At 69.0% G+C, this 24,378-nt stretch carries 16 protein-coding genes and 2 pseudogenes; 7 read left to right on the top strand and 11 right to left on the bottom strand.

The annotated features are described in order from the left end of the window. Positions 1-8: 8 nt before the first annotated feature. Entirely contained in the window at positions 9-1,448 is a 1,440-nt protein-coding gene (locus ACIA6C_RS22965) for a lipase maturation factor family protein (RefSeq protein ID WP_399278445.1), read from the top strand. Here ACIA6C_RS22965 and ACIA6C_RS22960 read toward each other — a convergent pair. The 3 genes from ACIA6C_RS22960 to ACIA6C_RS22950 form a co-directional block, all read right to left on the bottom strand. Next, the gene (locus ACIA6C_RS22960; protein WP_399278443.1) at positions 1,434-2,417 is read right to left on the bottom strand and encodes an NAD-dependent epimerase/dehydratase family protein; all 984 of its coding nucleotides are present in this window, start codon (positions 2,415-2,417) and stop codon (positions 1,434-1,436) included. The genes ACIA6C_RS22965 and ACIA6C_RS22960 overlap by 15 nt on opposite strands. A gap of 164 nt (positions 2,418-2,581) precedes the next feature. After that, positions 2,582-2,749: a hypothetical protein gene (locus ACIA6C_RS22955; RefSeq protein ID WP_361132352.1), complete on the bottom strand. Its 168-nt coding sequence runs from the start codon at positions 2,747-2,749 to the stop codon at positions 2,582-2,584. A 386-nt stretch (positions 2,750-3,135) separates the two neighbouring features. Further along, complete coding sequence (locus tag ACIA6C_RS22950) at positions 3,136-4,617, bottom strand: SDR family NAD(P)-dependent oxidoreductase (RefSeq protein WP_366080305.1); 1,482 nt, start codon at positions 4,615-4,617, stop codon at positions 3,136-3,138. A 213-nt stretch (positions 4,618-4,830) separates the two neighbouring features. Between ACIA6C_RS22950 and ACIA6C_RS22945 the strand changes: the two are divergent. After that, positions 4,831-5,565 (top strand): annotated as a pseudogene (locus ACIA6C_RS22945) (DMT family transporter); the annotation flags it as partial. Between the two features lie 102 nt (positions 5,566-5,667). Here ACIA6C_RS22945 and ACIA6C_RS22940 read toward each other — a convergent pair. From ACIA6C_RS22940 to panD, 5 genes are all read right to left on the bottom strand, one after another. Continuing rightward, positions 5,668-6,900, bottom strand: a complete 1,233-nt coding sequence (locus ACIA6C_RS22940) for a transglycosylase family protein (protein WP_399278440.1) — start codon at positions 6,898-6,900, stop codon at positions 5,668-5,670. Positions 6,901-7,026: 126 nt separating this feature from the next. Further along, entirely contained in the window at positions 7,027-7,263 is a 237-nt protein-coding gene (locus ACIA6C_RS22935) for a hypothetical protein (RefSeq protein WP_399278438.1), read from the bottom strand. Between the two features lie 67 nt (positions 7,264-7,330). Further along, positions 7,331-7,954 carry an aspartate/glutamate racemase family protein gene (locus ACIA6C_RS22930; protein WP_399278706.1) on the bottom strand — a complete coding sequence of 208 codons (624 nt, stop codon included), beginning with the start codon at positions 7,952-7,954 and terminating at the stop codon, positions 7,331-7,333. Next, a complete protein-coding gene (locus tag ACIA6C_RS22925) occupies positions 7,948-8,301 on the bottom strand; it encodes a GNAT family N-acetyltransferase (RefSeq protein WP_399278436.1) in 354 nt (117 codons plus the stop codon). The genes ACIA6C_RS22930 and ACIA6C_RS22925 overlap by 7 nt, the downstream gene beginning before the upstream one ends. Positions 8,302-8,316: 15 nt before the next feature. Beyond that, positions 8,317-8,736 (bottom strand): aspartate 1-decarboxylase, encoded by a 420-nt coding sequence (panD, locus tag ACIA6C_RS22920; RefSeq protein WP_399278434.1) that lies wholly within the window; start codon positions 8,734-8,736, stop codon positions 8,317-8,319. A 313-nt stretch (positions 8,737-9,049) separates the two neighbouring features. Between panD and ACIA6C_RS22915 the strand changes: the two are divergent. The 3 genes and pseudogenes from ACIA6C_RS22915 to ACIA6C_RS22905 form a co-directional block, all read left to right on the top strand. Then, positions 9,050-9,181: pseudogene (locus tag ACIA6C_RS22915) on the top strand (thioredoxin-disulfide reductase); the annotation flags it as partial. A gap of 580 nt (positions 9,182-9,761) precedes the next feature. Then, positions 9,762-10,700, top strand: coding sequence for a hypothetical protein (locus ACIA6C_RS22910; RefSeq protein WP_399278432.1), 939 nt, complete (start codon positions 9,762-9,764; stop codon positions 10,698-10,700). A gap of 489 nt (positions 10,701-11,189) precedes the next feature. After that, complete coding sequence (locus ACIA6C_RS22905; RefSeq protein WP_399278430.1) at positions 11,190-11,489, top strand: hypothetical protein; 300 nt, start codon at positions 11,190-11,192, stop codon at positions 11,487-11,489. A 481-nt stretch (positions 11,490-11,970) separates the two neighbouring features. On the opposite strand, the gene ACIA6C_RS22900 is transcribed toward ACIA6C_RS22905, so the two are convergent. Both ACIA6C_RS22900 and ACIA6C_RS22895 read right to left on the bottom strand, forming a co-directional pair. Beyond that, entirely contained in the window at positions 11,971-17,265 is a 5,295-nt protein-coding gene (locus ACIA6C_RS22900; protein WP_399278428.1) for an NACHT domain-containing protein, read from the bottom strand. 193 nt (positions 17,266-17,458) lie between these two features. Next, positions 17,459-18,385 carry an HNH endonuclease gene (locus tag ACIA6C_RS22895; RefSeq protein ID WP_399278426.1) on the bottom strand — a complete coding sequence of 309 codons (927 nt, stop codon included), beginning with the start codon at positions 18,383-18,385 and terminating at the stop codon, positions 17,459-17,461. A 1,371-nt stretch (positions 18,386-19,756) separates the two neighbouring features. Between ACIA6C_RS22895 and ACIA6C_RS22890 the strand changes: the two genes are divergently transcribed. Beyond that, on the top strand, positions 19,757-21,838 hold the full coding sequence (locus tag ACIA6C_RS22890) for a hypothetical protein (protein WP_399278424.1): 2,082 nt from the start codon (positions 19,757-19,759) through the stop codon (positions 21,836-21,838). A gap of 65 nt (positions 21,839-21,903) precedes the next feature. Continuing rightward, on the top strand, positions 21,904-23,553 hold the full coding sequence (locus tag ACIA6C_RS22885; protein WP_399278422.1) for a PE-PGRS family protein: 1,650 nt from the start codon (positions 21,904-21,906) through the stop codon (positions 23,551-23,553). On the opposite strand, the gene ACIA6C_RS22880 is transcribed toward ACIA6C_RS22885, so the two are convergent. After that, positions 23,483-24,325, bottom strand: a complete 843-nt coding sequence (locus ACIA6C_RS22880; protein WP_399278420.1) for a PE-PGRS family protein — start codon at positions 24,323-24,325, stop codon at positions 23,483-23,485. The two genes, ACIA6C_RS22885 and ACIA6C_RS22880, sit on opposite strands and share 71 nt — an antisense overlap. Positions 24,326-24,378: the final 53 nt, after the last annotated feature.

Below are 24,378 nucleotides of genomic sequence, written 5' to 3'. Positions count from 1 at the left end.
TGGAGGGGATGGACTGGTTCACGGCACCCGGCTACTGGTTGGGCCGGCTGGTCTTCCAGCGGGCCCTGGCCGGCGTCTACCTCTGCGCCTTCACCGCCGCCGCCCTCCAGTTCCGCGCCCTGATCGGGGCGCACGGCATGCTCCCCGTGCCGCGCTACGTGCGTCACGTCCCGTTCCGCCGCGCCCCGAGCCTGTTCCAACTGCGCTACTCCGACCCGCTCTTCGCCTGCTGCGCCTGGGCCGGCGCGGCGCTGGCCGCCGCGCTCGCGGCGGGGGCCGGGGACGCCGTGCCGCTGGGGGCGGCGATGGCGATGTGGGCCGTGCTGTGGCTGCTCTACCTGTCCATCGTGAACGTGGGACAGACCTGGTACTCCTTCGGCTGGGAATCGCTGCTGCTGGAGGTGGGCTTCCTCGCCGTCTTCCTCGGCAACGCGCGGACGGGGCCGCCGGTGCTGGTGCTGTGGCTGCTGCGGTGGGTCGTGTTCCGGGTGGAGTTCGGCGCCGGGCTGATCAAGATGCGGGGCGACGCCTGCTGGCGCAAGTTGACCTGCCTCTACTTCCACCACGAGACGCAGCCGATGCCGGGGCCGCTGAGCTGGTTCTTCCACCACCTGCCGAAGCCGGTGCACCGGGTGGAGTGCGCCGCGAACCACGTGACGCAACTGGTCGTGCCGGTCCTGCTGTTCACCCCGCAGCCGGTGGCCTCGTACGCCGCCGGGATCATCGTCGCGACGCAGCTGTGGCTGGTGCTGTCGGGCAACTTCGCCTGGCTGAACTGGATCACGATCGCGCCGGCCCTTTCCGCCGTCGACTTCACGGGGCTCGCCGGGCCGCCCCCCGCCGGGGCCTCGCGCCCGGCGCCGTTGTGGTACCTGGTCCTGGTGTGCGCGGTGACCGCGCTGGTGCTCTTCCTCAGCCGGCATCCGGTGGCCAACATGCTCTCCCGGCGCCAGGTGATGAACCGCTCCTTCGATTCCCTGCACCTGGTGAACACCTACGGGGCCTTCGGCACCGTGGGACGGATCCGCGACGAGGTGGTGGTGGAGGGCACGGCCGAACGGACGCCGCGCACGGACGGCGACTGGCGCGAGTACGGCTTCAAGGGCAAGCCGGGCGATCCGCGCCGCGTGCCCCGCCAGTTCGCCCCCTACCACCTGCGGCTGGACTGGCTGATGTGGTTCGCGGCCCTCTCCCCCGGCTACGCGCGGGACTGGTTCGGGCCGTTCGTGGAGCGGCTGCTGTCGGGCGACCGGGACACCCTGCGGCTGCTGCGCCACAACCCCTTCCCCGACGCCCCGCCGGTGTACGTGCGGGCCAGGCTGTACCGCTACCGGTTCACCACCTGGCGTGAGCTGCGCGCCACGGGTGCCTGGTGGCACCGCACGCTGCTGCGCGAGTACCTGCCGCCCACCCGGCTCGCGGAGGCGGCCTGGTCAGAGCCCGAGTAGCGCCGCCTCCTGTTCCGGCGTGACGCCCATCGCCGGCCGGTCGGGGCGCTGCGGGGCGATCCCGCCGAGTCCGCGGACCCAAGCCCAGGTGTCGGCCACGGTCTCCTCGACCGGGCGGCAGTGCAGGCCCGCGGCGAGCGCCTTCGTGACGTCGCCGCCGAACATGAAGGCATGCAGTTCGCCCGGCGGCAGCCAGACCGGCAGGTCGGTCCACGGCTCGATGCCGGCCGCCTCGATCCTGGCCGGGTCGGTCCAGCGGAGCTCCGCCCCGCCTCCGGTGACGCTCACACAGGCTTCCAGCAGACCGGCCATCGTGGTGTGCCCGGGCGGGGAAACCAGGTCGTACGCGCCGCCGAGCCCGGCCCGGGCGGCGTCCAGCGTCCAGCGGGCCAGGTCGCGTACGTCGATGTACTGGATCGGAAGGTCGCGCGGGCCCGGGGCGAGCATCGGGCCGCCCCGCGCGGCGCGGTTCAGCCACCACGGCAGACGGCCGACGTTCTCGTACGGGCCGAGGATCAGCCCGGCGCGCAGCAGCAGGGCGCGCTCGCCGAAGGCGTCGAGCGCGGCGAGTTCACCGCCCCGCTTGTCCTCGGCGTAGGCGGTGGCTGCCGCGTCGGGCGAGCCCCCGACGAGGGGGCCGTCCTCGGCCAGGCCGGCGGGGGCCGGGAAGCGGTACACCGAGCGGCTGGAGACGTACGCGTACCGTCCGGCCCGGTCCGCGAGCAGCCGAGCGCTGTCGCGCACGGCGGTGGGGGCCCCGCTCCAGGTGTCGACGACGAGGTCCCACTCGCCTTCCGCGAGCGCGGCCAGGCCTTCGGGGGCGGTGCGGTCTCCGTGCAGGGCGGAGGTTCCGGGCGGGGGCGCGTGGTGGCCGCGGTGGAAGACGGTGACGTCCCAACCCAGGTCCACGGCCTCTTCGGTGACGGCGCGTCCGACGAATTCGGTGCCGCCCAGCATCAGCAGTCTCATGCCGGTCAGCCTGCCCGCCGCGGACCCGGGCCGGAACCCTTGATCGCTTTCAGCGATGAAGCCCTGGGCGTACTCCGTCCGGACAGCAGGAGGGGACGTGCGGCGCCCCCGCCGCCGGGCAGGCGCGGGGGCGCTGTGTCACAGGGCTGCCGGGGCTGGTCGCTCTAGTCGATGCCGGGCAGGATGTGCGGCTCCGCCAGGTCGTCTTCGTAGCCCGCCAGCCGGATCGGCGCGGAGCGGGCCCACACCTCCAGGCTGCCGAGTTCGTCGGAGCGGGTCTTGCGCCCCGGACGTTCCAGCAGGACCTGGTCGGACTTCGTCAGTTCTGTCACCGCGCACTCCTTTGTGTCGCGTAACCCGGCGGGCGAACCCCGCGCCGGGCAGGAATAAAGGGATACCGGACGCGGTGGCGCCGTGATGGAGCGAGGGAGGGCCGTGGTGGGGCCCTGTCATGCGCTCAAGAGTACACATATGAGCGGGCCCCCGCTCGATGGAAAGGCAAAATTCACTCGCGCCCTCTTGTCTGCTTCCCCTCTTCCCTGGTTAAGGAAGTCGTGGCACGGCGCGTCCGGGGCGGGCGCGGTGCGGCAGCCGCTCGGTGCGCGGGGCACTGGTCGCGGCCGGGGCGTTCGACCGTCGGGGCGCCCGCCGTACGGGCCGATACGGCCGCGCCCCGGCCTCCGCAGGGGAGACCGGGGCGCGAGCGGGGCCGCAGCGCCTACCAGTTGGCGGGCGCGTAGTCCTTGAGGAAGACGCCGTACAGGTCCTCGCCCGCCTCGCCGCGGACGATCGGGTCGTAGACCCGGGCCGCGCCGTCCACCAGGTCGAGCGGGGCGTGGAAGCCCTCCTCCGCGAGGCGGATCTTGTCCGGGTGCGGGCGCTCGTCGGTGATCCAGCCGGTGTCCACGGCGGTCATCAGGATCTGGTCCTTCTGGAACATCTCCTGGGCACTGGTCCGCGTCAGCATGTTGAGGGCGGCCTTCGCCATGTTGGTGTGCGGGTGCCCGGCGCCCTTGTAGCCGCGGCTGAACACGCCTTCCATCGCGGAGACGTTGACGACGTAGCGGCGGCCCGCCTCGGCCGCCGCCATCGCCGGACGCAGCTTGCTGATCAGGATGAAAGGCGCGGTGGAGTTGCACAGCTGCACTTCGAGGAGCTCGATCGGGTCCACCTCGGACACCGTCTGGATCCAGCTGTTGGTGTCGTGCAGGTCCGGGACCAGGCCGCCCGCGTCGATGGCGGTACCGGCCGCGATCCGCTCCAGCGAGGCGGAACCGGAGACCAGGGCGAGTTCGGTGACGTCCTGCGCGCTGAGCTTCTCGCCCTTGCCGGTGGGCAGGGCGGCGACCCGGTCGACGGTGCCGCTGCCGAAGGTGCCGATCACCTCGGCGGAGGGCAGCTCACCGGCCGGGAGCGGGGCGCTCTCGGCGGCGACCAGTTCGCTGTAGGCACCCGGCGACCGGCGCACGGTCTGGGCGGCGTTGTTGATCAGGATGTCGAGCGGGCCCTCGGCCGCGACCGAGTCGGCGAGCGCGACGACCTGCGCGGGGTCGCGGAGGTCGATGCCGACGATCTTGAGTCGGTGCAGCCACTCGGAGCTGTCCGGCATCGCCTTGAACCGGCGGATCGCGTCATTGGGGAAGCGGGTGGTGATGGTGGTGTGGGCGCCGTCGCGCAGCAGCCGCAGCGCGATGTACATGCCGATCTTGGCGCGGCCGCCGGTGAGCAGGGCGCGGCGGCCGGTCAGGTCGGTCCGGGCGTCGCGGCGCGCCCGGTTGAAGGCGGCGCAGTCCTGGCACAGCTGGTGGTAGAAGGCGTCGACCTCGACGTAGCGCGTCTTGCAGACGTAGCAGGAGCGCGGGCGCTGGAGTATCCCGGCGATCGGGCCCTTGACGGCGGCGGTCAGGGCGTTGCCCTGGGTCTCGTCGTCGATGCGCTCGGCGGAGCCGGTCGCGGTCGCCTCGGTGACGGCCTTGTCGTTGGCGGTCTTGGCGGCGCGGCGTTCCTGGCGGCGGCGCTGCTTGACCGTGCGGTACAGGCCGGCGGTGGCGCGGCGTACGGTGACGGCGTCGGGGTGGTCCACGTCGAGCTTGTCCAGCTCGTCGAGGACGCTGAGGCAGAGGGCCAGCCGGTCGGGGTCGATGCCCGGGCCGTACACCTGGTCGTCCCCGGTCACGGGGTTGTCTTCGGTCACCGTCATGGCCGCTGCCGTTCCTTGCTCACTCGTCCGCATCCGCCTGCTGCGGAGGTCCCAAAACCGCAACTGTACGACAGGGCACGCGCCCGGCACCAAACCCGCGGACGGACCCCTCACGGAGCGCGAGCGACCGTCACGGTGCGCAAGACCCTCTGGGTCGATGCAGGGCGCAGAGGGGTCAGGAATAGGCCGACCGGGTGGGGCATTGTGGACAACATGAGTGCCTTGGCACTGTCGGTCCTGCTCTGCCTCGCGTCGGCCGTGGCGTACGCCGCGGGCGCGATCGTCCAGGAGCGGGTCGCGGACGGCTCGCCGGCCCGCTTCTACGCCCCGCTCCACCGGCCCGTGTGGTGGGTGGCGGTCGTTCTGAACGGCCTCGGCGCGGCACTGCACGTCCTCGCGCTGGCCTATGGGCCGCTGAGCGTGGTGCAGCCGCTGGGGGCCCTGACCATCGTCTTCGCGCTCCCGATGGCGGCCGTGTTCGTACGCCGCCGCGCGGGCGCGGCGGCGTGGCGCGGAGCGCTGCTGGCCACGGCCGGTCTGGCCGGGCTGCTGGCCCTGACGGGCGGTGACCGGGACCCGGGGCGGACCCTGGCCGGCGGCGAACAGGGCCTGCTGGTGGTCGTGACGGGGGCCGGGATCGCGACGCTGTCACTGGCGGCGCGCCGGGTGCGCCGGGCGGTGCCGCGCGGTGTGCTGCTGGCGGCGGCCGCGGGAACGGCTTTCGGCATGGCCTCGGTGTTCACGAAATCCGTGGCCGACGGCTTCTCGCCGGACGCGCCGTTCTCCCGCTGGCCGGAGCTGCTGGCCATCGCCGTCCTGGCGTCCGGCGGTCTGCTGCTCTCGCAGGCGGCCTACCGGGGTGCCGGACTGACGGCGCCGCTGGCGACGGTGACGGTGGTGGACCCGGTGGTGGCCGCGGCGGTCGGCCTCTCGCTGTTCGACGAGGGCTTCCGGTACGGGTACGCGGGGACGGCGGCGGCCCTGGCGAGCGCCGTGGTGGCGGCGGCCGGCCTGATCCTGCTCACGGCCGCGCCGCCGCACGTGCGGGGGTCAGATGTCGACGCCCCGGCCCCGGAGGTACTTGAGGGGGTCGATGTCGGTTCCGTACCCGGGCCCGGTGCGCATCTCGAAGTGGAGGTGCGGTCCGGTGGTGTTGCCGGTCGAGCCAGAGCGGCCGATGCGCTGACCGCCGGAGACCTGCTGCCCGGCCTTGACTCCGAGGGCGGAGAGGTGGGCGTACTGGGAGTACCGGCCGTCGGCGTGCCGGATGACGACCTGGTAGCCGTACGCCCCGGCCCAGCCGGCGGACAGGACGGTGCCGGGGCCGACGGCCTTGATGCTGGTACCGGTCGGGACGGGGAAGTCGACCCCGGTGTGGTAGCCGCTGGACCAGGAGGAACCGGCGACGTGGTACGCCGTGCCGAGGGCGGCGTCGACCGGCGCGGTGAAGCCCGCAGAGGCCGTCCCCTGCTTCGCTGACGCGGACTCGGCGGGCTTGGTCTGCTCGGGCTTGGTCTGCGCGGGCTGCGTCTTCTCCGGTTGGGGAGCGGCCGGCTGTACGGGCTTGACCGGCTCCGCGACCCGCGGCGGCTTCTCCGGGTTCTGGGAGGGCGGCGCGACGGGTGCGGCGGTGACGCGCAGCGTGAGCCGCTGGCCGGGGAAGATCAGGTTCGGGTTGTCGCCGATGGTGTCCCGGTTGGTCTCGTACAGCGCCTGCCAGCCGCCTTCGACGTGCTGGCCGGTGGCGATCGCCGAGAGGGAGTCCCCGGGGGCCACGACGTAGGGGTTCGGCAGGACCCTGGTGTCGGTCGGGCGGGTCGCGCTCTCGGCGTGCACCTGGGTGGCCGCGGGGGCCGCCTGCTTCTGGCGCGGGATCGCGGCGGGCGCCGTGGCGGGCGCGGGGCCGCTACGGCTGAGGCCGGCCTCCGGTCCGCACACGGGCCAGGCGCGGGGCCCCTGCCCCTTGAGCACCTTCTCGGCCACCGCGATCTGCTGGTCCTTGGTGGCCAGGTCGGCGCGGGCCGCCACGGCGGTGCCGCCGAAGGCGCGCCAGGTGCTCTGGCTGAACTGGAGGCCGCCGTAGTAGCCGTTGCCGGTGTTGATGTGCCAGTTGTTGGTCGACTCGCAGGCGGCGACCTTGTCCCAGGTGCCGATGGAGGCCGCGTGGGCGGCCCCGGCGCCGATGAGCGGCAGCGCGATCCCGGCGCCGCCCGCGGTGACGGCGAGCGAGGCGCGGTTGATGCTGCTCGGCTGGTACCGGCGGTGCCGGCCCCGTACACCCATGGGAGCCCCCCTCGAAGACGTGCCGGACCGCACAAGCTAACGGCACCGGTGGAGGCTGACAATAGCGACAACCGGCTGTCTCCGAAGGGGAATTGACGCTTTGCCCGCTGACCTGCCGGACAGGGCCTACGCCGTGGCGCGACCGAGCGGCCCGGGCTGCGGGATCGGGGCCGGTCCCGGGGGCGGCGGCACCGGGTCGGGCTCGGGCACGGGCCCCGGGATCGGGGGCGCGGGCCGCGGCACCGGGTCGGGCTGCGGGAAGGGTCCGGGCCCCGGCGGGGGCGCGGGCACCGGATCGGGCTCCGGGACGGGTGGCTGCGTCTGGTCTTCGTCTTCGTCGAGCACCACGAGGTTGAGCACCATACGCACCACCTTCCCCGGAACCGGGCGGGTACGCCCGTCGGCGCCCGTCGGCGCGCCCGGAGACGCCCTACGGGCGCAGGGCCGCGGCCAGACCGGTGGAGGGGCTGCTCAGGACGGGGACCGCGGTCCGCGCCAGGTCCGCGGCGCCGGCCATCGAGGCCTGGGCGAGGAGGATGACGTCCGCGTCGGCGGCCTCGTCCGCCGCGCGGGCCACCAGGCCCAGGTACCCGTCGGTGTCCCCCGCTTCGAAACGCTCCCACGCCCCCGCGACCAGGTGCGTACGTACGGTGACGTCCCGGCCGGCGGCCTCCTGCTCCAGCAGCTCCAGGGTCGGGGCGAGGGTGGACCCGACGGCGGCGAGCACGACGATGCGAGGACCGGTGCGCACGGCCGCGGCGGCCATGGGCCGGTCCAGGCGGAGCACGGGCCTGCCCACGGCGGGCGCGAGGGACTCCGCGACGCCCCCGATCGTCGAGCAGGTGACCAGCACCGGCCCCTCCGCCCCGGCGAGGACCTCCCGCAGTCCGGGAGCCACCGAGGCGGGCCCGTGCGTACGGGCCCGCTCCAGCAGCTCAGGAACCACGAGGTGCCGCAGCACCGCCCCGGGGTGGTCGCGGTCCCTCAGTGCGTCGAAGGCCGGGACGTGGACCGGGGAGGTGTGCAGCAGGGTCAGGGCCTGGCCGCTCACCAGCGGTCGGAGTCCGCGATCAGCTGCGCCTTCGCCGCCTCGAACGCCTCGGCCGGAGCGGCGGGAGCCTCGTCGGGGTGCTTGGCGGCCCAGCCCGCCGCGTACGGACACAGCGGGACCACGGGCACCCCTTCGGCGGCGGCGATCCCGTAGAAGGTCCTCACCAGCTGCCCGCCGATCCCGCGGCCTTCGTGGCCCGGCTCGACGATGGTGTGCACGGCGACCAGCGCGCCGGGCTCCCGGGCGAGCACGAAGTAGGCGATGAAACCGACCACCGCCCCGCCCTCGACGGCGAGCAGCCGGCCCGCCTTCCGGTCGTCCTCGAACTCGATCGCCTGGTTCTCGGCCATGCTCCCCCGCTCTCCTCAGACAGCCACCGCGTGGGGGCTGCGCTCCTGGTCCGTCCCGGGAACCGGCGCGGAGGGATCCGCGCCGAGTTCGATGATGCGGTTGCCGGCGTCGACGTGCACGACCCGGGGCTTCAACGCCCGCGCCTCGGCGTCCTCGACCTGTGCGTAGCTGATGAGGATGACGAGGTCGCCGGGGTGCACGAGGTGCGCGGCGGCCCCGTTGATCCCGATGACCCCGGACCCGCGCTCCCCCTCGATGACGTACGTCTCCAACCGCGCCCCGTTGGTGATGTCCACGATGTGGACGAGTTCCCCGGGCAACAGGTCGGCGGCGTCCAGCAGGTCGGCGTCGACGGTCACGGAGCCCACGTAATGCAGATCGGCCTGCGTGACGGTGGCCCGATGGATCTTGGACTTGATCATGTTGCGCAGCAATTTGAGCTCCTAGAAGACGGCTCCCTGCCAGCTTTCTGCAGGTCAAGGGCGTTCTGCACTCTACACCGGCAGGCATCGGAACGGAGATCGAAGGGAAAATCCACTGCCTCGGACGAGAGGGCTTCTGGCCTGCGCTTCCGCGGGCACCAGGCCGTTGTGACGTTGCCGACCAGGCTTCCCATTGGCCAGCCTGTTCGGAACTTGGGGGTACTGATGCTGACCAGATGCTGACTTACCTGACGACACATCACGCAGGTGTGTCGGATCCCCCAGCTGCCGACCGTAAGGGCCCGCAGGACCGGTCTCTGTGCCTGCCTCCCCCTCCACCCGTACGGACATCCCTGGCGTCTTCGCCGCCGGCGACATCGTCGACCACACCTACCGCCAAGCCATCACCGCAGCCAGCTCAGGCTACGCAGCGGTCCTGCACGCCGAGCGCTGCCTCGACCCTGGGCGACAGCAGCACGGACGCCGGCATGGCGGAGGTCAACGCCTGACTGGCTGGCCCCGACCCAGGGTGGGGCCGACGCCGACGATGTGCGCGCTTACGCCCTTCATGCGCCCCTGCTCCCCCACGTAACTTGCGACACCGGCCTGTACCACCCGTACGAACGTAGGGGGAAGCAGCTTGAAGCGAGCAGACGTGCTGAGGGATCTCGCGCAGCCGTGGAACGTGGCCGTTCACTCGACATCGGACCTCGCGGGCAGCGTTGCCAAGGCTGCGACCGCGGACGACAAGGCCAAGCGGGAGAAGAACCAGGCCCCTCTGCGCCGCAAACCAGAGCTTCGGCCGCTGCCCGTGAAGTCACTCGGTCTGTCGCTCCAGCTGACTCCCTGGGACGTACTCCACGCTCTGGGCCGGGCCAACGTCCTCGCCCGCCAGGGCGCGGGGCGAGGACTTGCCGAGCACTGGGCCAGCCTGAAGTACTGCCAGGCCCTCACGGGCAACGACGGCCGCTACATGGCTCTGTCCACCGAGGGCCGTAACCCCAGGCGCCACTACGCGGCCACGCAGTCGGGCGAGCTTGGCATCGGTTTCGCCCTGGCTCGCCCGGCGCGTTCTCGCCGCTCAGTACCCGGACCACTCGGTCTCGGTCATCGACGCCGAGATAGCCATGCGGGCCGGCTGGGAGCTGACCGGCAGGGAGGCGGGACGCAGCAGTGCCCCGCGCCGGCCGGGCTTCTTCCTGGAGGTGTGGAAGCCGGGCGAGCCGTCCCGGGTCATCCCGGTCACCTGCAAGGGCACGCACGGAAACGCCGCCCAGGTCCACAAGCAGCTGGCCACCGCCTCCGCCGACGTGGAAGGCATCCACATCGGCGTGTACAACAAGACGCCAGCCTTCGTCTTCGGCACCACGCTCCCCAAGAAGAGCGAGAGCATCACGCTCTATCTGCTCCACGCCCCGGGCGACGGCACCCTGGCGGATGCGAAGGATCTCCGCCTCGACCCTCCCGTCGAGGACCGCAGCATCCGCCCCGGCATCGACGCGCCGACCGGACCGAACGAGGAACCACCGGTCGGCTACCACGTGCGTCCCGAGGAGTGCGGCTGGTTCGGCCGGGTTCTCGCCCAGGCCGACGCCGCCGGCCTGATGGCCTTCACCGGAGGTGGCGAACCCACCGCCCGTTACCTCACCAAGCGTCAGGGCAAAGGCCACTTCGAGACGTACACCCACGCCGGCACCGGCATCGTCCAAGACGTCACCCACATCATCCACGGCAGGAAGTTCGTGGGCACCGATCACGTCTTCCGCCTCAACGGCGTCCGGGTGGAGGCCTTCTCCGGCCTGGCGGAGAACCTCTTCGACCACCTCCGGGACGGCAGGGTCGACCAGTACCGCCACGAGGCCCACGCCCTCCGCGACTCCTGGCCCACCGACCCCTGGGACGCCAAGTGGCGCGGTCCCGTCTCTCTCCACCCCGACGGCACCGTCATGGCCCTGCGCCGACTCCGCCTTCGCTGATCACCACTCCTGCCATGCCTTCGGGGAGCCGGACAGCTCCCCGAAACCCTCGAACGGTCAACACGTGGATACACAGGCCACCGGGCCCTGCCCGGCGCCAACAGCTCTGCGGGCGAGGAGGGCCAGACATGGACGACTTCCGGCCATTATTGTCCGAACGCAGTGAGACACAGCTGGACGCAGGCGGACACAGCCGGACGCAGTGAGACGACTTCTGCGGCGTTCCGCCTGGCCTGTCTGCGTCCGCCTCTCGTTTTGACGGGAGCGTGCTGCGCAACACTTCATGCCATGCCGAGCTTTCAGCAGAGGAAAGCCGTGGGGGACGCCCACGAGCAGCACATCGCAAAGGAACTGACCGCGCGCGGATGGGCGGTCAACCCGTGGGGGCAGGGAGTCCTCACCCAGCCCGTTCAAGCCGCACTCCGAAAGACCGACAGCTCCCTTCGGTGGACTCCCGACCTCCTTGCCGCTAAAGAGGGCCATGTCGCAATGATCGACTGCAAGAGCAGCATGACCAGTCGGGCGACGCACCGCCACGCGATCGAGAGCGCCGCGGTCGACGCGCACCTCCAGCTCGTCGCGTGGACCAGGCTGCCCCTCTACTACGTGTTCGACAACCTCGACGTCCTCACCCCGTACGACGCCCTCACAGCGGGACAGACCGGCCCCCGCTCGGTCCGAACCGGCTCCGGCGCGCCGTACTTACTCGTACCTACGACACACTGCCGCGCCTTCAACACCGCGTTCGGCCCGCGAAGGCATCCGTCCGTCGCAAGCGACGCCGCCTGAGCCCAGCGCCGCGCCAGACCCGCTGCTCGGTACAGCGCTCATACCGAGCAGCATTCGGCTTCGACCGCCGCCAGAGTCACGTAGCGGGACACCACCCGCCCTCAGGAACCCCAGCGAGCCATCGTTGGCCATCCCGAGCGCCTTCAAAGGCAACCACAGCAACGCCGCCACGTCACACACTCAGCTGGCGTCCGCATCCGCCCATGTCGAGGCGGTCGACATCGGCGCACGGAACGAGACGCCGATCCTGTGTTCAGTACGGAGCTTCCGACCGAGGGCCCGCTCACGGCCCACGCGCCGCAGACGCGCGGCATCTGCGGCGGCTGAACGGCGCACCGGACGCCCCCGACAACTACCTCGATCAACCCGTCGACGACGAGACGATTCCGACCGCGTCAGACACTGCGGCCAGGGCGGCCTGATTGGCGCAGAATGCGTCGTCGACCGCAAGGCCCTTGAGAATTCGCGGGATGCGCTGGGATCACCGAGCGGCGTCGAGGAGATCCAGAACGGCAAATCTGATCGGCCGAGGTTTCATCAGGGGGTTGTCATGTAGCACGGAGTCGCTGTCAGCGAGCGGTGCCAGGGCTGTGACTACGTCGGCGGGAAGCCCGGTCGCGGTGGCCAGAATGCCGGCCAAAAGAACCTGTCGATGAGGTGGCTCACTGGATACCGCGGTGTAGCTGCGGCTGCGGGAGCCCCATGCCACCGTACTGGTACTCATGTTATCGGGGCTAATGATGGCGGCAATTACGGCTTCCTCAGCGTCGAGATCACGTCGGATGCGATGGGCAGCGGCGTCGAGGAGATGGGGGCCAGCAAAGGTGACGGCGCGGCGCTGTAGCCGCTCGGCGAAGCGCAGGATGAGGTCAGGTACGTGGGCGGCCGGGGCAAGATTAATCGTCACGGCGATGGCCTCGGGCCAGGTCCAGCCCAGCCGGTAGCCGCTAGCGAGCTCTTCTTGCAACTTGCGATAGAGGCTGTGCGCGTGTGGGTCATCGGGCAGGAGCCGGGCCAGGGCGATGCGGCGCCAGCCGGTGACAGTCACATCGATATCGTCATCGCTGATCAGTTGCCGTGACGGTTTGATACCCGATGGATGGACCAGAAGCTCCAGCAATTCGCTTCGGTGGACGTCAGTAGGGCGGAGCCTGTCCACCACGCTGAGAACGGGCTGGGGGTCGTTCTCGGCTTGGGCTGCCTGGGCTGCATACTTGAGCAGGCACGGATCTTCCGGATTGGCTTTGGCGTACCAGGCAAACACACCCTTTTCTCGCAAGAGTTTAGGGTCGTCGCGCACGGCATTGTTCAGTGCGCGGTCGAGGTCTGGGTGGCGAATGGCGGCGTTCGCCAGCCGTGACCACACGCCGGTGAGATCTGGCGGGTTGCGACGGAGTCGTCCAACAAGGCGCTCGGGCAATCGGTTGGCGCTCTCGTCTTGCAGCGCCTTCCAGTGGCTGGCGATCAGTTCGGTCAACTGAGGATCGTAGCCGGACAGGGGATCGCCAAGTTCGACGGTGACGGGCCGGCCGTCGTAGCGTTCCACGACGCCCTGCAGGAGGGCGACATCGTTGAGCAGGAGCATGATCGCCCAGGCAGTGCGGCGGCGGTCATCGCCCGTCTCAAGGTCTTGGGAGAGCATTTCAATTCGGCACTCGGTACGCAGGCGCTGGAGTGCCTGTTGCTGGTGTGCCTGCCGCATCGTGGCGGAGTTTTGGGCGCCGTCAGCGGTCGGCGCCGTGGAAGAAGCCGGGGCGAGCCCGCGGGCGAGCGCGGTACCGGCAGCCCGACGCACGGAACCCGAGGTGTCGTGGCGCCAGTGCTTCAGCAGTTTGATCACGATCTCCGCGTCGATGCCGCGCCGTGTGAGCTGCTGGGCGATCAGCATCCGCAGGGAGGGTGGGAGGGGGTTGAGCAGGGACGTCGCCTCGGCGACGATCTGTGCGGCTTCCGGACTGCCGAGCGGGCCGTAGCCGATCAATACAGCACCAGCCTCGGGAGAAGGCCCGCCCAGACACTGGCGGGCGTAGACCAAGACTTCGGGGACTTCTGGCCACGCCCCGATGATCCAACCGCGCGCGGTGCCGAAGTCCTCGCTCGGCACCGCGTCAAGACACAGGCTCGCTAGAGCGCGTGCATCGTGACGTACCAGGGCGCGTTCGGCCTCAGTGCGCTGGATGGGGGAGGATTCGCCCCGGGCGGCGTTCTTGCAGTCGATCCAGAGCCTGCCCAGGGCGGCGATAGCGTGGTCGATGTACTTCTGGGGGCCCTGTTGGATCAGCTGGACCAGGCGCTCGATTCCTTGCTCGGGCCCGAGGACTGCAGCGACGACTTCCACAAAGGGCACCGCGTCGTCAGCAGGTCCGTTGATCTTGCGTAGCAGTGCTTCTCGGGCGGTGGGGTCATCGCCGTAGTGGTGTTGCAGGGCACGCGCCGACGAAGCTGTGCCGAAGGTGGCGTCGAGCGCGTCGATCAGGTGGTCGCGTACTTGGTCAGTCCTGGCCAGCCGAGCCAGGTTGTAGGCGTCGTCGCCGAGGTGGGCGGCCTCGCGCAACAGTCGGGTCTGAGCGGCGTCGCGGATTGTGAGCTCATCCGCCCAGCCTGCAGGCGCATGGGCCAGGGCATAAGGGAAATACTCGTCGGAGGCGATTTCGCGGGCCACCCACCTGACCGTCTTCGGGTCATGCGGGAACGCGGTGAGCAGCACCCACCAAGCAAGTTCCCGCGATCCGGGAGTGCCGGGGCGGCCTGGGGTACCCGACAGGATGTCCAGGCAGAGGTCTCGCACGGACTCATCGTCTTGGGCCGCTTCGCTGACCATCTCCACCGTGACAAGGTCCCAGAACTCCCCTACCGAGTCCCGTTCGAGCAGGCTGAGCAACCGCTGACGATCGTTCTCATCCCAGGCGGGGGCTGAGGTCTCGCCCTGAAGCGCCCGGTGCGCGCGCAGGGCGACGGCCCAGATGCCAACGGCTCCCTGGCGCAGGCCCCAGGAGATCAGCTCCGTCGTCCGGGGGTGGCCGGGCCAGCCGGTGACCAGTGCTTCGAGTGCGGCGGCTTGGGTGCGGGTCTCGCTTCCTGAACGGATCACCAGGGCCAAGCCTTGCGCCACTTCCTCGGAGCCGCCCAAGCGCTGGGCAATAGCCTGAGCCGAGGCGTGCTTGACGCTGGAAGACGGATGTTCCAGAGCCCGCAGCAAGATCGCCTCAGCATCCGGTACGACGATGTCCCGGCGGCGCAGCGCCCAGTACGCGCTAGGGTCGTCCGTGGTGACTATGGCTTTGCGCGCGAACCATGGCAGCAGGACTCGACTCGCGGTCGTCTCGGTTAGGGCACCGGTGAGGGCGGCGACTAGACGCGCCCTATGGGGCATCCAGGGGTGGCGTTCGACGCGGTCGCAGAGGATCCGGGCGAAGCGTGTGGCATCGCGGGGGGGCATGCGGACACCAGCTGCCAGAGCCTCTGCGACCAGCTCATGGCCAGCCATTTCCTCTGGTGAGTGTTCCGGCCCTGCGCTGGTGGCCGTCTGCAGCAGATCGGCAACCTCGCCTGGGCGTCCCTGGCCGGCCAGTAGAGCAAGGAGCACATCGCGCCAGGAACGGCTGCCGACTCTGGATCGGACGATTTCCCTCTGCTCGGCCAGGGGTAGGGTCGTCAGGTGCTCAGCGGCGAGCTGTTCGGCGACGGCGCGGTGGATAAATCCCAAGGCACCGGCTCCCTGAGCGACCAGGATGCCGAGATCGCCTTCGGCTGTCTCCATGATCTGCGGGGCCAGGCGGCGAGCATCTGCAGGGTCGTAGCCGAGCAGGTCGTCATCGCATAGTGCCCGGACCACGCTAGCGCGCCACACGCGGATGCTGGCAGCGGGCCCTGTCTCGGCCTGACGCAGTTCGTAGGCGACAGCGGCCAGAACCTGGCGGATTTCCCGGATGTCCAGTGCGTTGCCGGATCGGCGCATATCCCGTCTGCGAATTGCAGGGTGCTGCTCAACCAGCACGTCGACCAGCCGCCGGTGGGCTTCCATACGCCGTGTTGGCAGCGGGCCATTCGACCACATCCCGGCCAGCATCAGCAGGAACAGCGGCACGGTAGCGAGGGTGCTCAAGTCGGCTACGGCCTTAACCTCATCCAGGAAACGGTCAGCGGAGTCTGTTTTGAGGCGTTGCGCGGCCTGGCTTGGGCCCTGAGGGTCTTCAGATGTAGTTAGCTCGGCCAAACCGGCCCTGGCGAAAGCGGCCCGTGCCATGCGCTGCTGCTGAGCTTCGGACAACAGAGCCAGATTCCCCACCCGCCAGCCGGCCAGTCCAATTAGACGGCGCAGGGCATAAGGGCGGCTTGAAACGATGGCAGCAACGTTGCGACTGCGGATGAAATTTTCAAGGAGTGTCAGGGCAGGGTGGGCGCTGTCCTCGTCAGTCCATTCGTCCAAGCCGTCGACTACCAACAGCAACCGGTCGTCGGCCAAGGCGCGTGCCACCAAGCCGTGCAGGTGCTGCGCTGAGTATCGAGTGAGCCAGGCCCGGACAGCGGACTCAATCGACCGCTCCGCGTCCTGTTTGAGGTATTCACAGAGGAATGAGAAGGGAAGCCACACCGGCAAACTCGAGCCGAACTTGCCGGCCAGGGCTGAGGAACGGGGTGACTCGTCCAACAGGTCGGACACGACGAAACGCAATAGTCTCGATTTGCCTGCGCCGGGCCCACCGACCACGACCGACAGATCACCGGCGGCCAGCCACTCGTCGCAGGCCCTGCGAGTGACGTCCGGTCCGCCCAGGTCCTCCTCGACTCGGTTGAGTTGGAGCATGCGGTCCACGGCGGGCACCTCGTCCCGCCCCTGCCAAGGAGGCTCGCTCCCGAATCTCTTCTCCCCTGGGCGTGCCGAGTCCTCGTCGCCATCTCTGAGTGGGCGGTGCCCGGCCGTGTGATCGTCCGCCTGAGTCTGATGGTCCTCAGTGTCCGGACGGCTGCCGACCGGGGAGTCCCTGCCGCTGTCGGTGATGTCCAGCGTGATGTACTCAAGCGGTGCAGGCGCGTGCGTGGACATGGCCGGGTTCAGGAGCACTGCCCCGGTGTCCTGCAAGGCGAAGGATGCTCGATAGAGGCTGCGCAGGCGGGTACGCAGTTCAGTGACATCCTGACCAGACAGCCTGTCTGCCAGCGTATTCGCGGCCTCAGGGCCACAGAACCGGGCTACCCATGATCGACCGAAGAAGTCGTCAACTACCTCGGGCAGTTGGCGCAACTGCTCGCTGACCGACTCGTGTCCCCAACGCTCAAGCCGGATCCCCTTCTGCTCCAGCCTGTCCGCCTGACGGTTGAGCTCCTCGGCCAGCTTGATGGGACGCAGGGCGTGGGTGGTGGCATAGATGAATACTTCCGAGCGCTCGGCCCAGGAACCTCTCAGGAACTTGTCGACCGCTTGGATAATTTTCGCCGGACTCAGGGTCTTCACGTGCTTCGACTGAAGGGTCGTGTAACGGCGCTCGGGATCTGTCGAGGAGCGCGCATCAGTCTCGCGGGTGTTGCGGACGAACAGGTCAATGCCTTCTTGGCCCTGCCCTGGCGTGCCGTACAGCTCGGCGCACTCTGCCCGGCCGTTGCGTTCCGCAAGTCGCAAAAACAGGCGTTCCACATCCGGCCACGGAAGCTGGTCCAACGGCAAATAGTCGACCGTGGTGACAACGGGCGGCGCAACGCTGCCAGACGGAGGAACGTGCAGGCCGGGAGGAACCTTTCCCGACGACCGCACCACCACACCGCTCTTTCCCGCCACGATCAGTATCGTCGCACGATGCCCTCAACGACACACGCGAAAAGCGTGGGTCGCTCTGCGGGCGCGTACAGCATCTGTGACACCAGGATCGGCGAGCCCGCCGGCTGGCGCACCGGCATCGCCCGTGGCCAGACGGGGCAGCCGGACATGGCGGCGGAGCCATCGTCAAGGTGCCTGCCATCGCACCTCCTTCTTAGCCCAAGAGAGCGCCGCCACGCTCCACGCCGGTCCAGCGCCGACGGTGGTGGCGCACGAACTCGAGGTCGATGAAGTGCCATCGGTGGAGCCGGATCTGCTCCCCGAGCCGGCCCGTCACGGTGTCGACGACTTCGAGGTCGTCGGTCAGAATCCGTGCGCCCGCCTCGAAGAGGACATGACAGTTCGGACAGAGGCACAGCAGGTTCTCGACCACGTCGGGACCGTCGTCCTCCCTCGCCCGGATGTGGGCGGCCTCGCTGTACCGATGCCGAGGTGAGGGCAGTACCAACACCGCCGCGCACATCTGGCACTGGTCCTGGTACCACTCCTTGAGCTTGCGCACACTGCTGCTGCCGGTCGCCTGCTGCGGTCCGTGGTGGCCACTGCCTCGCAGCCGCGAGGAACTGTGTTCAGGTTGGACCGGGCGGATCGGCGCGGCTTGCCCTTCCTCCGGCTCGATGTCGGAAAGCATCTCGTCCAGGTCCTTGATGAACCGCTCCACCGCGCTGCGGTCCATCGCGGCGAGGTCTGCAGTGTCCAGGACGGCACGGCGGGTCAGCGACCAGGCGGACTCCACGTGGGCACTGTGGATGGCGGTGCGTTCGGTGGTGGCGAGAGTTCCCGCGATGCGGGAGACGTGATCGCCGATCCGGACGAAGAAGTCGGCGTGCCGCTCGGGAAGGTCTTCCCAATGATGGACGGCCGTGCGGATCATGTGCCACTGTCGGCGCGCACGGCGCGTGTAGGTCAGTTCGGGCCGGGTGTTGAAGGCCCAGCCGTATGCCGCTGCCAGCTCGTGGCGCCAGCTGCCCGGCTCCGGGTCCGTGCACCGGGCAGGCGCTGACTTGCGGGAGAAGTGCAGGAGGCGCGAGTACGTGGCCGCGTCGGTCGCCAGGAAACCGCGCCACTCCCGCGCAGACACCTCCCACAGTGATACGAACGGAGGTCCGGCTCTGCCAGCCCGGTAGCGTCCGACTCCGCGGGTCGGCAGACTGTGCCAGCCGTCCCACGACTGCCGTATGGGCCCTTCCAACGACATGCTGATACTGGAGTCCCCACGACCTGCTGTGAACGGTGAGCCCGTCAGGAGGAAGCTGGGCGCACCGACGCCGGACCTCTCGGCGCGCCGGGTTGCGTGGCAGGCCGCACCCAGAAGTCTACGGTTCGTCACATCGTGGTGGAGTATCAAAGGAGCCGACTCGCTGAGTAGCCGGCGAAAGAGACCATGCAGCGAATCGCCCTCGGAACCTTCCGGCCGCACCACAGACGCCCATACGGTCACCGGGGCGCTCGGCCACGAAGCGATCGAGACCGCAGGGGCCACGGCCGCAGACCACCAGCTGACCGCCGCCATGTAGAGGTCTGCCGGATGGACTCCCGCAGGTCCCGCTTCACTCTGCGCCATATCCCCCAGCGGCCCCCGGAAGAGGGATTCATTCTCCGTCACAGCCCCGCCCCCATCTCGGCTCCGCTCTGCGGCGCTTGCCGTACAGCTGCGGATTCTCCCTCACACCTCTGACACGGCCGGCAGCTGGTATCAGCGAGAGAAGCGTCGTTGAGACCGCTGCCCTGCCGCCGAGACACAGCCCGAGTGGGCGCCCGCCAGGCCAAGATCCGGACCATTCCCGGACCAGCCCCCGCCCAATGGGCCTTCCCAACTGTCCTTTTCGCAAGTCACCGTAGGTGCAACTGCTGTACCCCAGGAGACCAAGAGTCTGCTGCCGGTCTCCGGAACCCGGGGCCATTGGCGCAGAGGCAAGGGAAACTGCTGGTTGATCCTGACAACCCGATCGCCGGACTCGTGGTCTGCCGACCCGACGGCCGACCGCTCGGACGGCACCACGTCCCCGACCGGCTCCACCATCTGTCCGAAGAAGCCGGCGCCCCAGGATCACCGTCCGGGGAGCCACCCGCACCATCAAGCTGTACTCACCGCTCCTCGGCTGTCAGTTGACCCGCACCTGGTCGGCACGCTCAGCCATCTCCGTATCCGCTGGGCGCTCTGCCTCACACCGACCAGGGTCAGGCGGGTCGGGTCCCGGGGGCGGCCAGGTCCTCCGTAGACAGCTCCTGAGCGCTCGCCGACGCCTCTCACGCCGACTGGCTTCCGCTCAAGACCGAGCCAGCTGTCCCACATAGGCGGTCGTGCTCGCCTGTCCGTCAGGGGGTTCGGCCTCGCACTCGGCCGCGGCCCTACGGGCTTAGGCATCCGTTGGCCCAAGTGCGGAAGGTGGCCGACGTACCCTCTTCCAAACGACCGGCGGATCTCTCATCCGCCAGGGGAGGGGCTTACATGGGAAACAGCGGAGGTGCTGCTACTCATTCTGGGATCGACTTCCAGCAGCGCATCGCAGCTCTCGCCATGATCCACATGCTATGCGGGATCACGGATCTAGACTTTCTGGGGTTCGGCTCCGGCATGCAGGTCGATGAGCTGCGCTTCGAGACAGAGGACCAAATCGACGATCTCGTCCTGGTCGGTCCCGCCGGACGGCACTTCGTCCAGGCCAAGAACACGATCAGCGTGTCGGGAGACCCCACCTCGGAATTCGGATCCGTCCTGGCGCAGTTTGTTGGCCAATACGTCTCCGACAACCGCCCCGGCGACGTGTACGTGCTGGCTACTTCGATTGAGGCCTCCTCGCGCGTACGGAAGGTGCTCCGGAAACTCACTGAGTCCGCTCGGCTCGATCAGTCCGACAGCAGGGGCATCCCGCTCACCGTTGAAGAGAGGGATGTCCTGGAGAAGACTGAGGGGATCATCCGCCATCACCATGAAGCCTTGGCAGGGGACGCGATCTCGCCGGAGGGAGTCCAGCGCGTCCTGGCCAGGATCCGGATCTGTTCGCTGGACATCAGGGAAGGCGGCTCCCTTGAGGCGGCTGCTCTCCTGCTGCTGAGCAGCAAGGCAACGGTTCCTCCCCGGCTGCTCTGGGGCGGTCTGGTTGCGCTGGCAGTCTCGCTTGCCCGGGACCGGCTTTCGATCAGCACCGCCGGATTGCAGGACCGTATGGGGATGTACGTGAGCGAGCGTCCGGGAGACCGAGACAACAAGGAGTTGAAACTCTTTACAGAGGATCTCCTCGCCGGACTCTCCTACGGGCGGGAGATCGTACTGGCGAGGTCGCCCTTCGAGGAGTACGACTTCGTCATCGCAGACTTCAAGCGCTTCGACGACACGGGGGCGAAGCGTCTGAACTTCGCCAACGGCTACGTAGAACTGGCACAGGGGCAGCGGTGGGAGCTCATCGGCCGCTGGGCCACCAGTGCGGGGCTCGAACGCTACATGCATGACCGTGTCGAAGAATACGCGGACAAGCAGGTGGTGGTACTGGCCGCCAACTTCACGGATGATCCCAGCACGGCGCCAGCGGCACTGGCCCACGGAGCCCGCTGTGCCAACTTGGCCGCGCGCATCGAGAACACCTTCCTGTGCAGGCACTGCGGCGACCACATCTCCGAGGACGGGGCACCCCTGGTCGAGGTAGACGAGGAGGGCTCTCCGGCAGACATCGGTCTGGTCCACGAGTCATGCCGCACCCCCACTGACCGCGTTCTCGGAGGGATCGACGCGGCCCTGTTCCGGGAGAACCGGCGACTGCGCAACTTCGACTACAAGGGATGGATCACGGCGGTCCAGGGTGGGCAATGGCTGTTCGGTGGGCTTCTGGAGTCGTCGATGAAGCTTGCCCCCATCTCCTGGAAGTCCGAGTACGACGACTTCTCCCAGGGTGGCTGGTGCGTCAAGGCATCCCTGGAAGACGGCGGCGCGAACTATGTAACTGACCGTGGGCGCGTGAAGCGCTTCTCCGCCGACCACGCCGCCCGTGGCGCAGAAGTGATGAATGACCACATCTCTCAGGCGCGGGAGGCTGGGGATCCCGTCTGCTATTCGGCCAGTGGTTCCATGTTCGGCTCCTACTCACAGCTCCTCGGCCTGGGGCACGACCCCGTGCCCTGCACAGGAGCGGAGGCTGTGCGGTACACCCGGGCCATTGGGGACGCCTACTCTGACTGCAAGCAGTATTACGCCCCGCTCGCCTACCTTGTGGATGTGGAGACAGGCGACCCCATCGTGGTAGACGGCGTAATCTCTCTGCTCCACAATCCGCTCGAGCTGGAGACGTACCTCAGGAACTGGGAACGGTGCGGCATCAAACTGCCCGAGTTCACCGTGTCGGCACTTTTGACCGATGAACAGTTTGACCGCTTTGTTCGCATAGCGATGACGCGCGGCATGCGTGTGGTGATCAACCCGAAGCTGGCTCTTCACGGCGACCTGGTAAGCGGGTTCTGGATGGAGAACTTCGAACACCTGACACGCTGCGGCCCCCATGGATCAAAAGGGGACCATGAAGACGGGGAGTCAGCTTAGCCGACCTAACGCTTCGATCCACATACGGCTTGTACTGACCGCGCCAGTGACGGTACGACGATCACATGCACCGTTGGTCGCCGCTCAACGCTCGCCAGCTCGCCCTCCTCACACGCATCGGGGAGGGCGCTGAACCCGTCACGTCTGACTCGCCGGACCTAGCCCGCACTGCACGGGTCCTGAAGGAGCGGGGCCTCATCACCATGCCGAAGGAAGGTGGGCGGTGGGAGGCGGAGATCGCCGAGGCGGGGCGGTTCTACCTCCAGCACGGTCATCACCCGGACCGGCCTGAGCCCGCGCCTCGAAGGTCGCAGACGGCTTCGACCGCCGCCGCGGCCCAAGAGTCTGAGCGTCCCGAGCCCGAGACTCCAGCCGAACCCAAACCGCGTATGCAGCGTGCGCCCAAGGCTCCACAGCCCTCCCCAGCGGAAATCGGGTCGGCCTTGATCGCGGAGGTGCAGCAGGCCGGGCGCTTCCTGCGCATCCCGGATCCCGGTGAGACGGAGCGGGCCCGGTACCGGCGGGCCTTCGATGCGGCGAGGCAGTGCGCTCCTGCCGGGTACCACCTGAAGTACACCGGGCGGGCCAAGGGCGATATCTGCTTCGGGCTGCTCCGGGTGAGCGGAGAGGATGACACAGAGTGGAACCGGATCAGGCTCGCGCGCAGCAGGACTCTGACCGACATCGATGATGTGATCGCGGCGGTCGAGAAGGATCACAGTGCCTTCGAGGTCTCGGAGGAGGTACTCCCCCGGATTCTGTCTCTGATCCGGCTGTTCGCCGAGCGTGCTTTTGCCCTCCATGGCGAGATCACGGTGTCCAGGAAGCGCAAGCAGCCGCGGCCGTTGCTGACTGTCCATGGCATTACGTACGAGATGAGCTTCCGTGAGCGGCAGAGGCAGGTCCGGTACGTGCCCAAGCAGCCGGGCCGGCGTACCTATGACTGGCAGCGGGTGACGCCAGCGCACCGGTTCGAGCCTTCTGGGGATCTCGAGTTGCGCCTCGGCATCAAGACCGAGTGGGCCGACACCGAGGGGAAGCTGCTGGAAGACCAGATCGATGCGGTCTTCAAGGTGCTGAAGGCACGGGCGCAGGAGCAGGAGCGGGCCAGGCTGAAGTACGAGGCGGAACAGCGCCGCCTGCGGGAGGAACGCGAGGCGGAGCAGCGTCGGCTGCAGGAGGAGCGGGCGAGGCAGGAAGCCGAGCGCCAACGGCTAGAAGCGGATAAGCGGCAGCGGCGTCAGGAGAAGTGGGAGGCCGCGGTCAGCGTGGCTTCGATCAAGGCGGTGGACGCGGCGCGGGCCGAGACGTTCGGGACGGCTCTGGACCAATGGCGAGCCGCCGGTGAGATCCGGGCCTTCTGCGACGCACTCGACAAGGCCGCTGACCAGGCGGATGATCCCGTCGAGGCAGGGAGCCTTCGGGAGTGGTCGGCCTGGGGGCGGTCAGAGGCAGACCGGCTGGATCCCGTCCTGGGCCGCAGGGGGCTGCGCGGGCGGAACTTCCACGCGGAGCCGACGGGTGACCAGCTTCGTCCGTTCCTCGACGGCTGGCACCCGCATCGTCCCGAGAAGGAGAAGTCGCCGTCGAAGCCCGCGCCGGCCCAGCCGGAGGTGCGTCCGGAGCCGGAGCGCTCGCGGGCGTTCAGCGACGAACGTCTGGACCGAGGCTGGAGATATGGACGCCCAGGTCGCGCTCAATGGTGGAGGCGATGACGCCGTGGCCCCGGTCGCGGAGCGCCGTCACGGCGCGCTCGACCAGTTCGCCGAGTCGTAGCACTTCCTCCCTCAGGGCCACCAGTTCGTCGTGGCGCTCGGCCTTCTCCTGTCCGCACCACTCGCGCACCGTGCGCAGGGCTTCCTTCTCCGCGTCCAGCTTTCGGTCGTCCCGTCGCTGGTAGCCGTACCAGGGAGATCGGTCACGTTCCTCTTCCATGGCTCGGTGGCGCTGGTCGACCTCCGGGAGGATCTCGTCGGCCAGCCGCTGGGCGGCCTGGCGTGCGATCCGTTCGGTGATCGGCCAGCCCGCCAGGGAGCAGCCGTTGCGGTCCTCGTGGAGCATGGGGTCGTTGCGCAGTTGGGCAGCGTCCATGCCGACGAGTGGCGCGGTCTCGTCGAGGCGCCCGAGCTCCAGGATGCCGGCATCGGCTACCGCCTTGCGTAGGCGTAGTCGGCCCTTGGGCCGGACGAGGCCGAGGATCATCCGGGCCGCCTCGAATTCGGCGCTTCCCCGCACTGCCCTCGATGCCTCGGCCAGGGCCAGCTCCGCCGCGTCGTCCGCCCGGAAGGAGTCGACGTCAGCCCAGAGGACGAGCAGACAGTTGGGGCTCACCCATTCCTGGAGGCCGGTCGCGTCACCGTCCAAGAAGCGCACGTGGACACTCCCGGATCTGCCGGCGCCGCCTACTCGGACGATCTCGACTCGGCGCAGTGCCCCGCCCAGTTCCTTCGGCCTTGCTCGATAGGCCCAGTGCTCTCCGATCTCCATGGGTCCATTGAGCCAGTCCGACGACTCCTGGAGGCCGTCAACGGCAGAATCCG

The organism is Streptomyces sp. NPDC051578, from assembly GCF_044454045.1.
In the GTDB taxonomy this organism is placed as follows: domain Bacteria; phylum Actinomycetota; class Actinomycetes; order Streptomycetales; family Streptomycetaceae; genus Streptomyces.
This window is presented reverse-complemented; position numbering and strand designations above follow the sequence as displayed.

Coding starts and splice junctions, on each gene's coding strand:
- ACIA6C_RS22965 (WP_399278445.1), top strand. CDS start 9: ATGGACTGGTTCACGGCACCCGGCTACTGGTTGGGCCGGCTGGTCTTC.
- ACIA6C_RS22960 (WP_399278443.1), bottom strand. CDS start 2,417: ATGAGACTGCTGATGCTGGGCGGCACCGAATTCGTCGGACGCGCCGTC.
- ACIA6C_RS22950 (WP_366080305.1), bottom strand. CDS start 4,617: ATGACGGTGACCGAAGACAACCCCGTGACCGGGGACGACCAGGTGTAC.
- ACIA6C_RS22940 (WP_399278440.1), bottom strand. CDS start 6,900: ATGGGTGTACGGGGCCGGCACCGCCGGTACCAGCCGAGCAGCATCAAC.
- ACIA6C_RS22935 (WP_399278438.1), bottom strand. CDS start 7,263: ATGGTGCTCAACCTCGTGGTGCTCGACGAAGACGAAGACCAGACGCAG.
- ACIA6C_RS22925 (WP_399278436.1), bottom strand. CDS start 8,301: ATGGCCGAGAACCAGGCGATCGAGTTCGAGGACGACCGGAAGGCGGGC.
- ACIA6C_RS22905 (WP_399278430.1), top strand. CDS start 11,190: ATGATCGACTGCAAGAGCAGCATGACCAGTCGGGCGACGCACCGCCAC.
- ACIA6C_RS22890 (WP_399278424.1), top strand. CDS start 19,757: ATGGGAAACAGCGGAGGTGCTGCTACTCATTCTGGGATCGACTTCCAG.
- ACIA6C_RS22885 (WP_399278422.1), top strand. CDS start 21,904: ATGCACCGTTGGTCGCCGCTCAACGCTCGCCAGCTCGCCCTCCTCACA.
- ACIA6C_RS22880 (WP_399278420.1), bottom strand. CDS start 24,325: ATGGAGATCGGAGAGCACTGGGCCTATCGAGCAAGGCCGAAGGAACTG.